Genomic DNA, 15,420 nt, shown 5'->3' on the forward strand with positions numbered 1-15,420 from the left:
TTCGCGGGGCGGCGGCGGTAGCCTCGCACCGGGCCGCGGGCCCGCCGGGCCTCTAGCTCAACTGGCAGAGCAGCGGACTTTTAATCCGCGGGTTGTGGGTTCGATCCCCACGGGGCCCACCGCCCACGTGCGCCGGCCGGCTCGCGACGGTGTGCCGCGCTAGCTTCTCCCGGTGCTCCGCTGGTCCAGTGCCGTGGTCCTCGCGACCCTGCTGACGGCTGCTGCGGTGCTCCTCGTGACCGGCGACCACGCGCTCGACGGGCCCGTGGTCTGGCGGCCGGACTACGGCCACGGCATCCGCGCCGGTGAGATCGCCGTCTTCTGCGGATGGGTCGTCGGAATGACCGCCACGGCCACCCTCCTGCTCCGGCGACGACGGGACCCCGCCGTGGAAGTTCCGCCCGAGCCCTAGCTCTGGTCGCGCTCGCCTTTCTCCGCCAGTGCCTGCGCCTGCCCGGTGTGCACGTCGGCCACCCACTCCCAGCCGGGCTCGGCTGCGGGGCCGATGCGTGGGTCGTCGGGCGTCCGGCCGTCCCGCAGGGCGTGCACGTACGCGCGGTCCAGGTCGATGCGGGCCCGCACCTCACCGGCTCCGCCGACGGAACCGTGCCCGGGCACCACGACGTCGACGTCGGCCGCCACGGCCTCGAGCGCGTCCAGACCCTCGAGGTAGTCGCCGATGGGGTCGGCGGCGCCGTGCACGTCGAGCATCGGGACCAGGACGTCGGAGAGCATGTCGCCGGCGACGAGCACCCGAGGTCCCTCGACCACCAGAGCCGCGTGGCCCGGAGCGTGCGCCGGGTGCTCGACGACCCGGACCCGAGGGCCGTCCCACGGGAGCTCCGACGCCCCGGCGGGCAGGCCCGTGAGCAGGCCGAACCGGTCCAGGGTCATCTCCCCGGCGATCTCCTCCGGCAGCCCCTCGGAGGCGCGGGCCCGCCACTGCGGGTCGGACCGGAGGTCCGCCATGAAGGCGGCGCAGCGTTCGGTCGCGTAGCGCGGCGCTTCGCCGAGCGCGAGGTGCCAGAGGACGTGGTCCCAGTCGGGATGCGTCGCGAAGCCGGCCGCCACCTGCCGGCCCGAGGTGGTGAGGTCGTCGGCCAGGCAGGCCATCTCGCCGTCGGTGATGCCGGGGTCGACGAGCAGCACGCCCGCCCGGCCCTCCACGACCACCGTGTTGTTCCGCAGCAACTCGCTCCGGTGGACCAGCACGCCCTCCGCCACCCGCGTCAGCACCGCCACAGCTTCCACGACCGGGCGCCACATCGCGACGGGCCGATGAATCCGGTCCGCCGCCGCAGTCGGTGTGTCCATGGCGGTGGTCGACGACGTCCGTGCCCTCGGCAGCGAGCTCGAGCGGTCGTACCCGGTGTACGTGCGGGGCCGGCTGAAGTTCCGCGTCGGCCAGATCGTCTACGTGGCGTTCTCCCGGGACGAGACCGTGATGGGTTTCGCCTATCCCAAGGAGGAGCGGGCGGCGCTCGTGCTCGGTGAACCGGAGAAGTTCTCCCTGCCGGCGGCGTCGGACATGCGCTTCCACTGGGTGCACGCCGACCTGGCCGCCCTGGACCCGGCCGAGGCTCGTGAGCTCGTCGTGGACGCCTGGCGCATGGTCGTCCCGAAGAAGGTCTCCCGTGCCTACGACCTGGCCCATCCCGTCGGCCCGGGCTGATCCCGACAACTCCTTTGCGCCGTTCGTCCGGGGCGGCCTAGCGTCGCCCTCCCACCGGCAGCAGCCCCAGGAGACCGGATGCCCTCGCGCCTGCACGCGCTGACCGTCGACGCCACCGACCCTGCGGCACTCGCGCGCTTCTGGGCCGCCCTGCTCGGGTGGGACGTCACGGACGGAACGCAGGTGGTGCCGACCGACGACACCTCGTTCGGGCTGGTCTTCGTCCCCTCGGACGAGCCGAAGGCCACGCAGAACCGGATGCACTTCGACCTGACCAGCTCCTCCCTGGAGGCCCAGCAGGCGACGGTCGCGAGGGCGCTGGAGCTCGGCGGCCGGCACACCGACGTCGGCCAGCGGCCGGAGGAGTCCCACGTCGTGCTCGCCGACCCCGAGGGCAACGAGTTCTGCGTCATCGAGCCGGGCAACAATTTCTTGGCCGAGTGCGGGTTCGTCGGTGCGCTGGCCTGCGACGGCTCGCAGGCGGTCGGCTACTTCTGGAGCCGCGCGCTGGGCTGGCCGCTGGTCTGGGACCAGGACGAGGAGACGGCGATCCGGTCGCCGCACGGCGGTCCGAAGATCACCTGGGGCGGCCCACCGCTCATGCCCCGGGTCGGCAGGGACCGGCTGCGCTTCGACCTCGCGCCCGCCGACGGCGACCAGCGGTCGGAGGTCGAGCGGCTGGTCTCCCTCGGCGCGGGCCGCGTCGACCGCGACGGCGCCGGCGCGGTGACCATGGCCGACCCCGACGGCAACGAGTTCCGCGTCCTTCCTGCCTAGCGCCCACCCTGCCGAGGGAGACTTACCGCAAGTCAGCGTGTATCGATTGACTTTCGATAGACATACCGCGAGAGTCGATCGCATGACGCATCTGCGCCACGTGGTGCTGCCCCTCCGGGTCCTGCTGGTCATCGTCTTCGCGGCGCTGCTCGCCGCCCAGGTCTGGGGCGTTCCCGCGCTGCTGCCCGACCTCGCCGATCCGACGACCGAGCGGTCGGTCGTGCGCGCGGTGATGCTGGCGGTCGCCGTCCTCGCGCTGCTCTGCGTCCAGGTGGTCATCGTGTGCACCTGGAACCTGCTCACGATGGTCACCGACGACCGCATCTTCAGCGCCGGCGCCCTGCGGTGGGTGGACGGCATCGTCCGGGCCACCGTGGTCGGCTGGGCGGCGCTGCTGGGCGTCTTCGTCTGCTCCTACTACTTCATCGTCGACGAGGTCAGCGACGACCCGGCCCTGCCGGCGCTCCTGCTGCTCTCGCTCCTCGTCGGCGCCGTCCTCGGCCTGCTCATCGTCGTCATGCGCGCGCTCCTCCGGCAGGCCGCGAACCTGCGGGCCGACATGGAAGCGGTCATCTGATGCCCATCGTCGTCCGCATCGACGTGGAGCTGGCCAAGCGCAAGATGAGCGTCGGGGAGTTCGCCGAGCGGGTCGGGCTGACCCCCGCGAACGTGGCCGTGCTCAAGAACGGCCGGGCCAAGGCCGTGCGGTTCAGCACCCTCGAGGCGATGTGCCGCGTGCTCGGCTGCCAGCCCGGCGACCTGCTCGAGTGGGTCGACGAGCCGGAGCCCGCCGGCGCGGAGCCGCAGGAGGCCCGCCGGTGATCGAGGTCCGCAACCTGACCAAGCGCTACGGCGACGTCCTCGCCGTCGACGATCTGAGCTTCGACGTCCGGCCGGGCACGGTCACCGGCTTCCTCGGCCCGAACGGGGCGGGCAAGTCGACGACGATGCGCATGGTGCTGGGTCTGGACCGGCCCACGTCCGGGACCGCCTGGGTGAACGGGCGCCCGTTCGCGACCCTGACCGAGCCGCTGCGCGAAGTGGGCGCCCTGCTCGACCCGGGCGCGGTCCACCCGGGTCGCACCGGCCGCAGCCACCTGCGCGTGGCCGCCCGGTCCAACGGCATCCCGTCGCGGCGGGTGGACCAGGTCATCGAGGAGGTCGGGCTCGGCTCCGCTGCGCGGCGCCGCATCAAGGGCTACTCGCTCGGGATGCGCCAGCGGCTGGGCATCGCCGCGGCGCTCCTCGGCGACCCCCGCGTGCTGCTGTTCGACGAGCCGGTCAACGGCCTCGACCTCGACGGCGTCCGCTGGATCCGGGCACTGCTGCGCCGGCTCGCCGACGAGGGCCGGACGGTGCTGGTCTCCAGCCACCTGCTCAGCGAGATGGAGCAGACCGCCGATCGCCTGGTCGTCATCGGCCGGGGCCGGCTCATCGCCGACACCACGACCGACGAGATCCTGCGCGGCCTCGGTCACCGGCAGGTGCGGATCCGCACCCCGCAGGCCGACGCGCTCTTCGACCTGCTCCGGGCGCGGGACGTGCCCGTCACCCGCGTCGACCCGCACGAACTGCGGGTCGAGGACAGCACCGCCGAGGCGGTGGGGGAGCTCGCCAACTCGGCGTCGATCCCCCTGCACCACCTGTCCGACGTGGCGCAGTCCCTCGAGGCTGCCTACCTGGCCCTCACCGGCGCCAGCGTGGAGTTCGCCGGCGGCGAAGCCGGGCGCGACGAGGCGGAGGTGCCAGCGCGATGACGGCGACAGCGACGCCCAGCAGGGCGCTCACGCGCACCGTCGCGGCGGAGTGGACCCGCCTGTGGACGGTGAAGGCGAGCTGGTGGTTCCTCGCGGCCGCGGCGGTGGCCCTGGTGGGCATCGGCGCCATCGCCGGCTTCGATGCCGCGAGCGACCCCACGCCACCCCAGGGCGACCCGGCCTGGGGTGTCGTCTCCATCGCCGCGATGCCCGGGCAGTTCGCCCTGCTGGCCCTCGTCGTCAGCGCCGTCACCGCGGACCACGCCACCGGCGGGATCGTCCCGGCGCTGCAGTGGACGCCCCGACGCGGGCTGCTCTTCACCGCCCGGGCGCTCGTGACCATCGCCGCCGCGACGTGCGCCGGGGTGCTGTTCGCGCTGCTCTCCGCAGTCGTCGCCTTCGCTGCGGCCTCCCCGCACGTGACGCTGCCCGCCGACGAAGGGCTGGACGTGCTCGGGACCGCCGCACTCGTCTTCGCCTGCGGCACCGCGCTGGCGGCCGGCCTCGGTTTCGTGCTGCGCAGCACCGCCGGCGCTCTCGTGAGCGTCTTCCTGCTCATGCTCGTGCTCCCGATCCTGCTCCCGCAGTTCGGCTACGCGTGGACGGACGCCCTCGCCCAGCTCCTGCCCGGGTCCGGTGCGGCGTTCCTCCTCCTCGGCGGGGTGCCCGGCATGACGCAGGCGTCGTCGGTCGGCGTCCTCCTCGTGTGGGCGGCCGGTGCCCTCGTGCTGGGGTGCGTGCGCCTTCTCCGCACCGACGCCAACCGGTGACCAGCTCCGACAGCGTCGACGTCCTCGTCGTCGGGGCCGGCCTCGCGGGGCTGCACACCGCGACGCTGCTCGCCCGCCGCGGTCATGACGTCCTCCTGGTCGAGCGGCGCACCTCGCTCACCACGGCGGTCCGCACCACGGGGATCTTCGTCCGCAAGACGCTCGACGACTTCGCGCTGCCGCCGGAGTGCCTCGGGCCCCCGATCCGGCGGGTGGTGCTCTACCCGCCGGACCGGCGCCGCCCCGTCGACCTCGTCTCCGACCGCGACGAGTACCGGGTCGGCGACATGGCGCCGCTCTACGTCACGGCGGCCGGCGAGGCGGCGGACGCCGGGGTGCGGATCGCGCTCGGCACCCGCTACGCCGGACGCGGGCTGAGCACCGTCGTGCTGGAGGGCCCGTCCGGTCCGGCGCGCGTCCGCGCCCGGTTCGTCGTGGGTGCCGACGGCGCGCGGTCGCGGGTCGCGCGCGACCTCGCCCTCGACCGCAACACCCGGCTGCTGGTGGGCGCCGAGGAGGTCTTCGAGGTCCCGCGCGGCGACGAGCCGCCGTCGTTCCACTGCGTCCTCGACCCCTCGCTCGCGCCCGGCTACCTGGCGTGGGTGGTGAACGACGGGCGCCACGCCCACGTCGGCGTGGCCGGTTACGCCGAACGCTTCCCCGACGGGCTCCGGCGAGCCGTGACGCGCTTCGCCGCGTCGGCTCCCGGGCTGGACGGCGTCGACCGCCCGGACGACGTCGAACGGCGGGGCGGTCCGATCCCGGTCGGCGGACTGCTCCGGCGTATCGGCTGCCCGGAGGGCCTGCTGGTCGGTGATGCCGCCGGGGCGGTCTCGCCCCTGACCGCCGGCGGTCTCGACCCCTGCCTGCGGCTCTCGGAGCTCGCGGCCGACGTCCTCGACGACGCGCTGCGCAGCGGCCGGCGCGACGCACTGGCCGCCTACGACGGTGCCGCGCTCCGAGCGCAGTTCCGCGGCCGGCTACTGCTGCGGCGGGGCCTGGCGCAGGTGCGGACACCGGCCGTCGCGGCAGCCGCGTTCCCGCTGCTGCGCACCCCGCTGGGGCGGGCCGCCGCCCGGCGCATCCTGTTCGGCGACAGGTCCTTCCCCTCGGCCGCCTGACCCCCGGCGCGACGCGCCGGTGGACCCGGTCGGGACCGAGGTCGCCGACCCCTCAAGGAGAGGGATCCACGCTCGTGACCGGCATTTTTGTCGACATGTGGGCGTGTGCCGCGGCGGTCACCCGCACCCCCGGGTGCGCTTCGCAACGATTCGAGAACGCGCGCGACTCGCCCTCCCGCGACACACCGGAACAGCCCGTGCGGCCACTTACCTTTCTCCCCACACCGCACACACGGATGGGTGCGGTGGCCGGGCACTTCCCCAGCCTGGCGGTTGTCCAAGGAGTGGTTGTTCGTGAGTGTTCTTCCCAGTGGTGAGGTCGCCCTCAGCACGGTTGCCCAGGGCTGGTGGCTCGTCTCCGACGAGGAGGCCGGGCCCGGCCGCATCGTCGCGGGGCCCTTCGCGGATCGCGCCGAGGCCCGGTGGGCCGCGTCGGCCCGCGGCTCCGAGAGCCGCGACTACGCCTGGCCGGTCTACGGCACCCGCCGCGCCGACGGCGGGCTGAGCCGGCGCCCGTCGCCGGAGGACTGGTCCTGGCTGGCGCACCTGGGCGACCAGCTCGACCGGCTGGTGCCCGAGTGGGACGCCACCATCTCCGACGAGGACCCGCTCACCACGCTCGTGGTCGAGGTGGCCGGCGCGCTGGCCGAGGCGGGGCTGACGCTGCACGACGCCACCGGTGCGGGAAGCGAGCTCGGCGGGGCGTGCCTGACCCCCGAGCCGGGCCTGGGCGGCGTCGTGGTCACCTGGCGCCAGCACGACCGGATGAGCATCGAGCAGGTCGCCGGGGTGGCCGCCGATTCCCTGGTGCAGCAGGTGATGAACCGGACGCTCGCGCAGATCCTGCGCGTCCGCGGGTTCGTCGTCGCCGAGTTCGGCGGCGGCAGCGGGCACGTGGTGCGGGCGGCCATCTGACGCCCGCGGATATCCGTTCGGCACGGGGCGGCGGCGGCGCTAGTGTCGCCGCCCGTGTCCGAGCGCACCTACCGGGTGACCGTCCGCGGAGTCTTCGACGGGCTGGACGACGCCCAGCGGACGGCGCTGCGGGAGCGGCTCGCCGACCACGACCTGTTCTCCTCGGCATTCACGGAGGAGGGGACCCTCACCTACGACGCGCAGCTGAACGCGTTCAGCCACCGCGTCGTCGTGCGGGTCGAGGCCGGGCCGCAGGAGGAGGACGACGCCCACGCGGCCGGCCAGCTGGCGGCGATGGAACGGCTCGACGCCGCCGGTCTCGGCTACCGCAGGCTGCGCTCCGCCGTCACCTGCACCGACGACATCAGGATCCGCCGGCGCTGAGACGGGCGCCGGCCGCGGGCGGGACCACGAGCGGCCGGCGACCGCGCAGGCGGGACGGCAGCCGCGGCCCGGCGGGGGCGGGGAAGGCCGTGCTCGAGCGGTCGGGACGGGCGGGCAGGTCGATCACGGCGTCTCCTCGGTGCGTCGGGAGAGCTGAGCGTCGCTGGAGGGTCTGACATTCCCCGGATGAAGGCCTGTGAACTCCCTGGGGGCCGACCTCACCGATCGTCGAGGAACTCCTCGATGACCGGGGCGAGCTCGGGGGCCTCGGTGATCAGCGCGATGTGACCACCGGAGTACAGGTGCAGGCGGGCGTCCGGGATCAGCTTCGCCATGATCCGCGCGTTGACGGCCGGCACGATCGGGTCGTCGTCGCCGGCGACGACGAGCGTCGGCTGCCGGATGAGCCGGAGGAACGGCAGGCTGCTCCAGCCCGTGGTGGCCGCCAGCTGGTAGTAGTAGCCGCGCCGGGGGCCGAGCCGGCTCGCCGAGTGCAGCACGTGCGCGGCGCGGTCCGGGTCCGCGCGCATCGTGCCGCCGTAGATCTCCCCGGCGATGCTGCGGGCGTACTCGGGGTCGCGGTGCCGCCGCGGGGTCAGCATCCGGCTGAGCACGCGCGGGTGGGCCGGCACCATCAGCGCGCCCGTGCCGGTCGCGGCGAGCACCAGCCGGCGGACCCGGCGCCGGTGCTGGACGGCGAAGTGCTGCGCCAGCCCGCCGCCCCACGACAGCCCCAGCACGTCGACCGGGTCGTCGAAGCCCAGCCGGCTCAGCATCCCGCCCACCACCGGGCCGAACGTGGCCAGGTTGTACGGGACGACGGGGCGCGGTGACCCGCCCACACCGGGGACGTCGAAGCGGATGACGCTGCGCCGTGGACCGAGCGCGTCGACGAAGGGCTGCAGGACCTCGAGGCTCGCCCCGATCCCGTTCATCAGCAGCAGCGCCGGCGCGTCCGGGTCGGTGCCGTGCCGGACCGACACCCGCAGCGTCCGGCCGCCGGCGGTCACCGTCCGGACGACGTCTCCCCCCGAGGACGCCGAGGGTCTACTTGTCGAAGACATAGGTGCCGGGCGCGGGCGCCAGCTCCTCCAGGTCCCCGGGGCCCTCCGGGGCCGGGATGTCCTCGCCGGACCGCTCGCCCAGCCAGGTCATGAAGTCCGGCCACCACGAGCCCTTCACCGTCTCGGCCTGCTCGAGCCACCGGTCCGGGTCGGGCGGGGTGTCCTCGGCAACCTGGAAGGTCGACTTCGGGTTGCCCGGCGGGTTGACCAGCGAGGCGATGTGCCCGCTGGTCGACAGGATGAACCGGTTGTCGCCGCCGAGCAGCTGGGTGGACCGGTAGCAGGCCTGCCAGGGGCAGAGGTGGTCGGCGATCCCGGCGGTGATGTAGGAGTCGACGGTCACGGCCGAGAGGTCGACCGGCGAGCCGAGCATCGTGGCCTTGCCCGGTTCCGTGAGGGCGTTGCCGATCGCGATGTCGATGAAGTCGCGGTGCAGCGCGGCGGTCATGCGCGTGGTGTCGGCGTTCCAGAACAAGATGTCGAAGTTCGGCGGCGGCTTGCCCTGCAGGTAGTTGTTGACCCAGTAGTTCCACACCAGGTCGTTGGGCCGCAGCCACGCGAACACCTCGGCCAGCTGGGCGCCGTCGAGGTACCCCTTCTTCCGCGACCGCTCGGTGGCCTGCTTGACCGACTCCTCGTCCATCAGCGCGGAGACGGTGCCGGCGCGCGACCAGTCGAGCACCGTGACGGCGTAGCTGGCGGCGGTGACCCGGTCCTGCTTCCCCGTCGCCGCGAGGTGCGCCAGCACCATCGCCGTGATGATCCCGCCCGAGCAGAAGGCCTGGAAGGCGACCTTCTCGCTGCCCGTCGCCCGTTCGACGGCGTCCATCGCGTCGAGGACCGCCTGCCCGTAGGTGTCCAGGCCCCACTCGGCGTGCCGCTCGTCGGGGTTGCGCCAGGAGATCATGAAGACCTGCTGGCCGCTGTCGACGTAGTGCTGGGCGATGCTGCGGCCGGGTGCCAGGTCGGCGATGTAGTACTTGTTGATCGTCGGCGGCACCATCAGCAGCGGCACCTCGCGGACCTGCTCCGTGGTCGGGGTGTAGCGGATCAGCTCGAAGACCGGCGTCCGGAACACCACCGCCCCGGGCGTGCTGGCGAGGTCCTCCCCGACGGTGAATGCGTCCGGTTCCACCATCGACGGCACCCGCGGCGGGTTGGACAGGTCGCGCAGCATCCGCCGCAGGCCCTCGACGGCGCTGCCCCCGCCGGTGTCGATGGCCGCCTTCAGCGACAGCGGGTTGACCACCGGGATGTTGCTGGGTGCCAGCGCGTCGACCAGGTTGGTCGCGGTGAACCGGATGCGCTCGTCGTCCTGCCAGTCGAGGTCGGCGTCCTCGATCAGCTCCCAGGCGACGCGCGCGGTGGCCAGGTGCGCCTGCATCGCCCGGCGCAGCAGGGGGTTGCCGCTCCACGCGGGGTCGGCGAAGCGCTTGTCCTTCTTGCCCGGCGCCAGCTCCGAGCGTCCCACCGCGACCTTGCCGAGCTCCTGCGCCAGCTCACCGGCCCGGCGGGCCACGGTGCCGGGCCTGCGGGCCAGCGAGCTGCCGAAGCGGAGCGCCGTCCCGGCGGGCGGGACGAGCCGGAGCAGCGGCCCGCGGGCGGCGTCGACCAGCACCATGTCCAGGCCCATGACGGCCTCGGCCGCTTCGTCCGGCGGCTCGGCCGGGCGGCCGGGCGCGGCCTTCGCGGTGGCCGGCCTCTCCTTCTCCTGCGCGGTGGGGTCGCTCGCGGGCTGGGCCATCGACGGTTCTCCTTCGAGCGCTGCGGTGCGCCGGGCGCGCTCGGGGAGGACGGATGCGCCGTTCCCCCCAGCGCACGGATGTGACTCCGTTCACTGAACCACAGCATCCGGAACGCGGCAGGCCGGTCTCAGGAGGTGGGCGCCAGGGGGTCCCGCTGGTGCCGGATGGCCATCAGGAGCGCGGGCCAGCCGAGGGCCAGACCCGCGCCGAGCAGGGCGCCGGCCACCGTGTCCGAGAGCCAGTGCGCCCGCAGGTAGACGCGGGACAGCGCCATGACGGAGGTGAGCACGACCGCGTTCACCTCCCAGCGCCAGCGGCTGGGCCCCGGACGGGCCAGCACGAGCACCAGCCCCACGGCGGTGACCGCGGTGCCGATGGCGTGGCCCGACGGGAAGGACGCCCCGGTCGTCTCGATCAGCGCCATGGGCGGTCGCGGCCGGTCCGTCCACGCCTTGACCGGCCCGATGAACAGCTCGCTGGTGACGACGGCGAGGGTGAAGGCCGCGGCCCGCAGCCAGTGCCGGCGCCAGAGCAGCAGCACCAGCGCCGCCGCCCGCAGCGGCCAGTTGACCGCCCCGCTGCCCAGCCACGACAGCACCTTCGCCACCGCGGTCGTCGGGTCGTTCTCCACCGCCCCGGCCAGCCGCCAGACGGCGTCGTCCACCGCCTGGACGGCGGGTGCGGTGGCGGGCAGGAACACGAGGAGACCCACCACGACGGCGCCGAGGAGCAGCGAGGCGCTGACCAGGAGCCCCCGACGGGAGTCGACCAGCACGTCAGGCCGACTCCGGCACCAGCTCGGTCCGCGGTGCGGCGCCGGGCTCGCGCCGCCAGGACCGGTTGCGCCGCCAGAAGACGTAGGTGCCCAGGCCGATGGGGATGGGCAGGACGAAGGTGAGCGCCCGGAAGATCAGCACGGCGGCGGCCACCAGGGCCCGCGGTCCGCCCGCGGTGGAGAGGCCGGTGATCAGCGCCAGCTCGATCACGCCCAGCCCGCCGGGGGTGAACGGGATCGCCGTCAGCAGCCGGGCGAAGGCGAACACCGCCAGCGCCTCGGCCAGGCTCACCTGGTCGGCGCCGACCCCGACGAACCGGAGGGCCAGCAGCAGCACCAGGAACAGGGACAGGTGGCTGACGACCGTGGCGAGGGTGATCCAGTGCCAGCGGGCCCGCAGCAGCAGGATCGTCCGCCCGCGGAACTTGGTCGTCGCCCGGTCCCAGCCGGTCACGGGGCCGCGGCCGAACACCCGCCGCAGCGCCGTCGCCACCCGGGCCGCACCGGTGCCGATCCGGGCCGCGGCCGCCTCGCTGCGCAGCAGCATGCCGAGGGCGACGACGGCTGCCACCAGCGCCGCGACGCCCAGCAGCCCGCCGACGACGCGGCCGGTGGTCGGGGTCCCGGTGAACGCCAGGAGGACCAGCGCGACGACCGGCAGCCCCAGCTTGGCGAAGTTGTTCCACAGCCCGGAGATGAGCAGTGACACCGAGGTGCGCGACCGCGAGAAGCCCCACGACGAGTTCATCGCGTAGGTGAGCCCGAGCGCGATCGCCGCCCCGCCCACGACGGTGTTGGAGACCGCCGTCGTCGTCTCCGTCGACACCGTGGCCTGGGGGAACGTGAGCCCGGGCGTCGTCGTCATCATCAGGAACTGGTAGGTGGCGAGGTTCCACAGGGCGGCCAGCAGCAGGACCGCGACCTCCACCCAGGTCATGGCGCGGACCGACGTCCACACGTCCGACAGGCTGGTGAACTGGGGGAGGAACCAGGCGAACACGGCCGCGACCAGGGCGAGCGAGAGCGCCGGCCCCACCCACCGCCGCCACCCACCCCGGCGGGGGCGCGGCACCTCGGTCGCGGTGGGGGACTCCACGGTGGTCATCAGCCGCCCTCCCCGTCAGCGGGCGGGTCGAGCTCCAGCCGCCCGCCGCTGTCCTCGCGCACCATCGCGCGCAGGTCGTCACGCGCCACGGCCCCGAGCCCCTGGGTCGCGACCGCGAACGGCTCGCCCCGGTTCTCGCCGGAGAGCCGGAAGAGCACGGTGATGCAGCCGCCCTCGAACAGGTAGTAGCGCCGCCCGACGTACATCGGGGTCACCTGGCTGACCCGCTCGAGCCGGCGCATCTCCGGCCGGTCGCTCGGGATCTCGGTCGCGCCACGCGTGGAGCAGGACCGGTTCAGCCGGACCTCGATGGCGTGCAGGCCGTCCCGGTCGGAGTCCAGCCAGAAGCGCCCCGACCCGCGGTCGACGTCCATGTCCGAGAAGTGCCAGCCCAGCGGCATGCCCTCCAGGCACGGCACCCACGTGGCGCTGGGCACGGCCTGCGCCATCAGGACGACGCCGTTGGAGGGCGTGCCGTCGTCGCCCTCCTTGCAGGCGACGAGGTCCCCGCTGAGCGTGCCGCCGACGCGGACGCACCCGGGCAGGACCAGGACGGCCGCGAGGGCGAGCAGGACCGCGCCCCACCGGCGCCTCACAGCGGCGATCCGAGGATCGTGACCGTGATGGCCGCGACGACGGCGGCACCGGCGAGGGTGACCAGCGTGAGGCCCGCCCGGCGCCAGGTCCAGCGCTGGATCCGCACGGGCGGCAGCCGGTAGGGCAGCAGCCGCAGGAAGTCCGCGTGCAGGTCGCGGCCCTGCTGGCGCAGCATCCGGCGCAGCTGGGAGGGCATGGTCAGGCCGCGGGTGGCCGCGAAGGCCTCGGCGATCTCCTCGTCGGAGAACTGCAGCCGGGCGCGGCGGTAGACCCGCTCGGCGTCGGTGCGCAGCGCCAGGACCAGCAGCATGTTGGCCAGGTCGACGGCCTGGCGCCACGGGCTGGGGCGGACCTCGGCGAAGGCGGAGTCGATGAGGAAGAGCGTGCCGTCGCGCACCAGCAGGTTGGCCGGCTTGATGTCGCGGTGGGCCATGCCGATGTCCCACATCCGGCGGACGATCGACAGCCCCTGGTCGATGATCGAGTCGTCGACCTCGGCGTCGCCGGCCTCCTTGGCGCCCGCGATGAACTCCGTGACCAGCAGGTACTCGCGCTCGGGGGTGATCTCGACGATGCCCAGCGGGTGGGGCACCGGCAGCCCGGCGTCGGAGAACAGGTGGAGGATGTAGTCCTCGTACTGCACCAGCCGGCGCACGGAGTGGAACGGCTTCTCGTCCTCCAGCCGGCCGTAGAGCAGGGTGCGGCCGAGCTTGTACCAGCGGTCGGACCGCACGTGCGTGGCCGCGTAGAGCTTGCCGAAGATGCAGCTCTCGTCGCTGCTGGAGGAGTCGGCCGCCTTCACCGTGATCTTCAGCGGGGTCGAGCCGCCGGATCCCGCGAGCCCGAACGGGGCCACCTCGGTGGCGAGCACGCCCAGCTGGTCGTGCAGCGCCCGGACGATCGCCTCCTGCCGTTCCCCGGAGACGTCGAGGTGCGCGGGGCGCGACCGGCTGTAGCGGACGGGGTAGACGGCGTTCGGCGTGAGCAGCCGGAACGCCGCGAGCGGGGCGGCGACGCCGAGCACCACGCCGGCGAGGATGCCGGTGGGGTGGTCCTGTGCCAGGTAGAGGCGGGACAGCGCGGTGACGACCAGCAGGGCGGCGACCGCCCACTTGCCCCGGGTGCGCCAGGTGCCCGGCGGGATCAGCGCGTAGACGGTGCTGAGCAGGAACGCCGCCAGCACCGTCATCGGCAGCGACGGCATCGAGAAGCCCGACCAGCTGCCGATGATCTCGACCTCGTAGGGCCGGGGGCGCTGGAGGGTGAGGGCGAGGAAGGCGCCGAGGTTGGCGACGAGCAGGCCCACGCCCAGCCACACGAACAGGTGCCGCCAGCGCCGGAAGACGACGAGCAGGACCAGGTTGCTCAGCCACAGGACGTGGATGGCCCGCCCGGTGGCGAGCACGCCCAGGGCCTCCATCACCGGGGTCAGGCCGGGGGAGCGCAGCTCGCTGATCGCCTGCAGGATGCGGGTGTCGACGACGTCGAACACCGTGACCGTCCCGGTGATCACCACGACGACCCACATGACCAGGACGACGCCGGACAGCCCGAGCCAGAACTTGCCGGACGCGTTCAGGGCGCGGGGCAGCGGCGGCGGTTCGCCGGAGGGACGGCGGCGGCTGCGGACGCGCGCGATCGCCGGGGGAGCGGGCCGCGGGACGGGGATCGAGCGCCCCGGACCGGGCGGTGCCTGCGGCAGCGACGCCATGTCGGCTCATGCTGCCCTCGCAACCGGATCCGGACCATCCCCTTTCGTCCCCCGCCGGGCCCGGACCCGGTCTAGGGTGGCCCCGCCCGCACACCGGGGAAGGGAAGAAGCGTCGTGCGACGTCGGCCCGGCGGCCTGCTCGGGGTGCTGGTGCTCGCCCTGGTCGTGGCCTGCGGGGGCGCGCCGGAGACACCTGCGGCACCGGCGGACACGATCCGGTTCGCCTCCTACGACTTCCCCGAGAACCAGATCCTGGTGGAGGTCTACGCCGAGGCGGCCCGTCGCGCGGGCCTGCCGGTCGCGGTCCAGCACGGGATCGGCACGCGGGAGGTCGTGTCCCCCGCGCTGCAGCAGGGCGTCGTCGACGTCGTCGTCGACTACCTCGGGACGGCGACCCTGTTCGCCCGCCCAGCGTTTCCCGATCTCCCGGCGACGCCCGAGGGCATGCACGCGGTGCTGTCCCGGACCCTGGGTGGCCGCGGGGTGCTGGTCCTGGACGCCGCGCGGGCCGAGGACCAGAACGGTTTCGCCGTCACCACGCAGTTCGCCGCCGACAACGGCGTCGGCACGCTGTCCGACCTGCGTCGCCTGGACGCGCGGATCGCCTTCGGCGGTCCCCCGGAGTGCCCCGACCGGCCGCTGTGCCTCCAGGGTCTGGAGCGGGTCTACGGCCTGGACTTCGCCGAGGTGCTCGCCATGCCGAGCCGGGCGGCGACGGTCGAGGCGCTGCTGTCCGGGGACATCCAGGTGGGTCTGCTGGAGACCACCGACGCCCGGCTGGCCGTGGCGCCGGTGATGCTGCTCGTCGACGACCTGGGGCTGCAGCCCCGCGAGAACGTCATCCCGATGGTGCGCAAGGAAGCGGCCGACCGGTGGGACGGGCTGATCGACGCGATGGACGAGACCAGCGCGCTGCTGACCACCGGTGACCTCGTGCAGCTCAACCGGGCCGTCGAGCTGGACGGCCTCACCCCGCGCGAAGCGGCGATGCGGTGGTGGGGCACCGACTGAGCACCGGTATTGGAGC

General features: G+C 73.8%; 19 protein-coding genes and 1 tRNA gene. 12 read left to right on the forward strand and 8 right to left on the reverse strand.

Going from position 1 to position 15,420, the window contains the following annotated elements; genetic code table 11:
- Nucleotides 1-46: 46 nt before the first annotated feature.
- Together ACI78T_RS01040 and ACI78T_RS01045 are read left to right on the forward strand one after the other, a co-directional pair.
- Nucleotides 47-119 (forward strand) — tRNA-Lys (locus tag ACI78T_RS01040).
- Nucleotides 120-172: 53 nt separating this feature from the next.
- Nucleotides 173-412, forward strand: coding sequence for a hypothetical protein (locus ACI78T_RS01045; protein ID WP_456556236.1), 240 nt, complete (start codon nt 173-175; stop codon nt 410-412).
- On the opposite strand, the gene ACI78T_RS01050 is transcribed toward ACI78T_RS01045, so the two are convergent.
- The gene (locus tag ACI78T_RS01050; RefSeq protein ID WP_456556237.1) at nt 409-1,236 is read right to left on the reverse strand and encodes an MBL fold metallo-hydrolase; all 828 of its coding nucleotides are present in this window, start codon (nt 1,234-1,236) and stop codon (nt 409-411) included. The genes ACI78T_RS01045 and ACI78T_RS01050 overlap by 4 nt on opposite strands.
- 76 nt (nt 1,237-1,312) lie before the next feature.
- Here ACI78T_RS01050 and ACI78T_RS01055 point away from each other — a divergent pair, with 76 nt between their 5' ends.
- The 9 genes from ACI78T_RS01055 to ACI78T_RS01095 all read left to right on the forward strand — a co-directional run bounded on the left by ACI78T_RS01055 (nt 1,313) and on the right by ACI78T_RS01095 (nt 7,396).
- On the forward strand, nt 1,313-1,672 hold the full coding sequence (locus ACI78T_RS01055) for an MmcQ/YjbR family DNA-binding protein (RefSeq protein WP_456556238.1): 360 nt from the start codon (nt 1,313-1,315) through the stop codon (nt 1,670-1,672).
- 78 nt (nt 1,673-1,750) lie between these two features.
- The gene (locus ACI78T_RS01060) at nt 1,751-2,449 is read left to right on the forward strand and encodes a VOC family protein (protein WP_456556239.1); all 699 of its coding nucleotides are present in this window, start codon (nt 1,751-1,753) and stop codon (nt 2,447-2,449) included.
- Nucleotides 2,450-2,531: 82 nt separating this feature from the next.
- Nucleotides 2,532-3,026 carry a DUF2975 domain-containing protein gene (locus ACI78T_RS01065; protein ID WP_456556240.1) on the forward strand — a complete coding sequence of 165 codons (495 nt, stop codon included), beginning with the start codon at nt 2,532-2,534 and terminating at the stop codon, nt 3,024-3,026.
- A complete protein-coding gene (locus tag ACI78T_RS01070; RefSeq protein ID WP_456556241.1) occupies nt 3,026-3,271 on the forward strand; it encodes a helix-turn-helix domain-containing protein in 246 nt (81 codons plus the stop codon). Before ACI78T_RS01065 ends, ACI78T_RS01070 begins: the two co-directional genes overlap by 1 nt.
- Complete coding sequence (locus ACI78T_RS01075) at nt 3,268-4,206, forward strand: ABC transporter ATP-binding protein (RefSeq protein ID WP_456556242.1); 939 nt, start codon at nt 3,268-3,270, stop codon at nt 4,204-4,206. The genes ACI78T_RS01070 and ACI78T_RS01075 overlap by 4 nt, the downstream gene beginning before the upstream one ends.
- On the forward strand, nt 4,203-4,976 hold the full coding sequence (locus ACI78T_RS01080) for a hypothetical protein (RefSeq protein ID WP_456556243.1): 774 nt from the start codon (nt 4,203-4,205) through the stop codon (nt 4,974-4,976). The genes ACI78T_RS01075 and ACI78T_RS01080 overlap by 4 nt, the downstream gene beginning before the upstream one ends.
- Nucleotides 4,973-6,097, forward strand: a complete 1,125-nt coding sequence (locus ACI78T_RS01085; RefSeq protein ID WP_456556244.1) for an NAD(P)/FAD-dependent oxidoreductase — start codon at nt 4,973-4,975, stop codon at nt 6,095-6,097. The genes ACI78T_RS01080 and ACI78T_RS01085 overlap by 4 nt, the downstream gene beginning before the upstream one ends.
- Before the next feature lie 294 nt (nt 6,098-6,391).
- Nucleotides 6,392-7,012, forward strand: coding sequence for a hypothetical protein (locus tag ACI78T_RS01090; protein WP_456556245.1), 621 nt, complete (start codon nt 6,392-6,394; stop codon nt 7,010-7,012).
- Between the two features lie 54 nt (nt 7,013-7,066).
- On the forward strand, nt 7,067-7,396 hold the full coding sequence (locus ACI78T_RS01095) for a DUF6204 family protein (protein ID WP_456556246.1): 330 nt from the start codon (nt 7,067-7,069) through the stop codon (nt 7,394-7,396).
- Here the strand turns inward: ACI78T_RS01095 and ACI78T_RS01100 are convergent.
- From ACI78T_RS01100 to ACI78T_RS01130, 7 genes are all read right to left on the reverse strand, one after another.
- On the reverse strand, nt 7,377-7,523 hold the full coding sequence (locus tag ACI78T_RS01100) for a hypothetical protein (RefSeq protein ID WP_456556247.1): 147 nt from the start codon (nt 7,521-7,523) through the stop codon (nt 7,377-7,379). The genes ACI78T_RS01095 and ACI78T_RS01100 overlap by 20 nt on opposite strands.
- 91 nt (nt 7,524-7,614) lie before the next feature.
- Nucleotides 7,615-8,406, reverse strand: coding sequence for a poly(3-hydroxyalkanoate) depolymerase (gene phaZ / locus ACI78T_RS01105; RefSeq protein WP_456556248.1), 792 nt, complete (start codon nt 8,404-8,406; stop codon nt 7,615-7,617).
- Nucleotides 8,407-8,443: 37 nt separating this feature from the next.
- The gene (locus tag ACI78T_RS01110; RefSeq protein ID WP_456556249.1) at nt 8,444-10,204 is read right to left on the reverse strand and encodes a PHA/PHB synthase family protein; all 1,761 of its coding nucleotides are present in this window, start codon (nt 10,202-10,204) and stop codon (nt 8,444-8,446) included.
- Nucleotides 10,205-10,332: 128 nt separating this feature from the next.
- Nucleotides 10,333-10,980 (reverse strand): phosphatase PAP2 family protein, encoded by a 648-nt coding sequence (locus tag ACI78T_RS01115; protein WP_456556250.1) that lies wholly within the window; start codon nt 10,978-10,980, stop codon nt 10,333-10,335.
- 1 nt (nt 10,981) lies between these two features.
- Nucleotides 10,982-12,085: a lysylphosphatidylglycerol synthase transmembrane domain-containing protein gene (locus ACI78T_RS01120; RefSeq protein ID WP_456556251.1), complete on the reverse strand. Its 1,104-nt coding sequence runs from the start codon at nt 12,083-12,085 to the stop codon at nt 10,982-10,984.
- Complete coding sequence (locus ACI78T_RS01125) at nt 12,085-12,681, reverse strand: hypothetical protein (protein ID WP_456556252.1); 597 nt, start codon at nt 12,679-12,681, stop codon at nt 12,085-12,087. Before ACI78T_RS01125 ends, ACI78T_RS01120 begins: the two co-directional genes overlap by 1 nt.
- Nucleotides 12,678-14,393: a phosphatase PAP2 family protein gene (locus tag ACI78T_RS01130; protein WP_456556253.1), complete on the reverse strand. Its 1,716-nt coding sequence runs from the start codon at nt 14,391-14,393 to the stop codon at nt 12,678-12,680. The genes ACI78T_RS01125 and ACI78T_RS01130 overlap by 4 nt, the downstream gene beginning before the upstream one ends.
- Nucleotides 14,394-14,507: 114 nt before the next feature.
- On the opposite strand from ACI78T_RS01130, the gene ACI78T_RS01135 reads away from it, so the two are divergent.
- Nucleotides 14,508-15,404, forward strand: coding sequence for an ABC transporter substrate-binding protein (locus ACI78T_RS01135; RefSeq protein ID WP_456556254.1), 897 nt, complete (start codon nt 14,508-14,510; stop codon nt 15,402-15,404).
- Nucleotides 15,405-15,420: the final 16 nt, after the last annotated feature.

The sequence above is a fragment of the Blastococcus sp. SYSU D00922 genome (genome assembly GCF_054050495.1).

What these genes read in the sequence shown, in the direction of transcription:
- ACI78T_RS01070 (WP_456556241.1), top strand. Translation starts at nt 3,026, where the DNA reads ATGCCCATCGTCGTCCGCATCGACGTGGAGCTGGCCAAGCGCAAGATG.
- ACI78T_RS01055 (WP_456556238.1), top strand. Translation starts at nt 1,313, where the DNA reads ATGGCGGTGGTCGACGACGTCCGTGCCCTCGGCAGCGAGCTCGAGCGG.
- ACI78T_RS01080 (WP_456556243.1), top strand. Translation starts at nt 4,203, where the DNA reads ATGACGGCGACAGCGACGCCCAGCAGGGCGCTCACGCGCACCGTCGCG.
- ACI78T_RS01060 (WP_456556239.1), top strand. Translation starts at nt 1,751, where the DNA reads ATGCCCTCGCGCCTGCACGCGCTGACCGTCGACGCCACCGACCCTGCG.
- ACI78T_RS01120 (WP_456556251.1), bottom strand. Translation starts at nt 12,085, where the DNA reads ATGACCACCGTGGAGTCCCCCACCGCGACCGAGGTGCCGCGCCCCCGC.
- ACI78T_RS01065 (WP_456556240.1), top strand. Translation starts at nt 2,532, where the DNA reads ATGACGCATCTGCGCCACGTGGTGCTGCCCCTCCGGGTCCTGCTGGTC.
- ACI78T_RS01130 (WP_456556253.1), bottom strand. Translation starts at nt 14,393, where the DNA reads ATGGCGTCGCTGCCGCAGGCACCGCCCGGTCCGGGGCGCTCGATCCCC.
- ACI78T_RS01110 (WP_456556249.1), bottom strand. Translation starts at nt 10,204, where the DNA reads ATGGCCCAGCCCGCGAGCGACCCCACCGCGCAGGAGAAGGAGAGGCCG.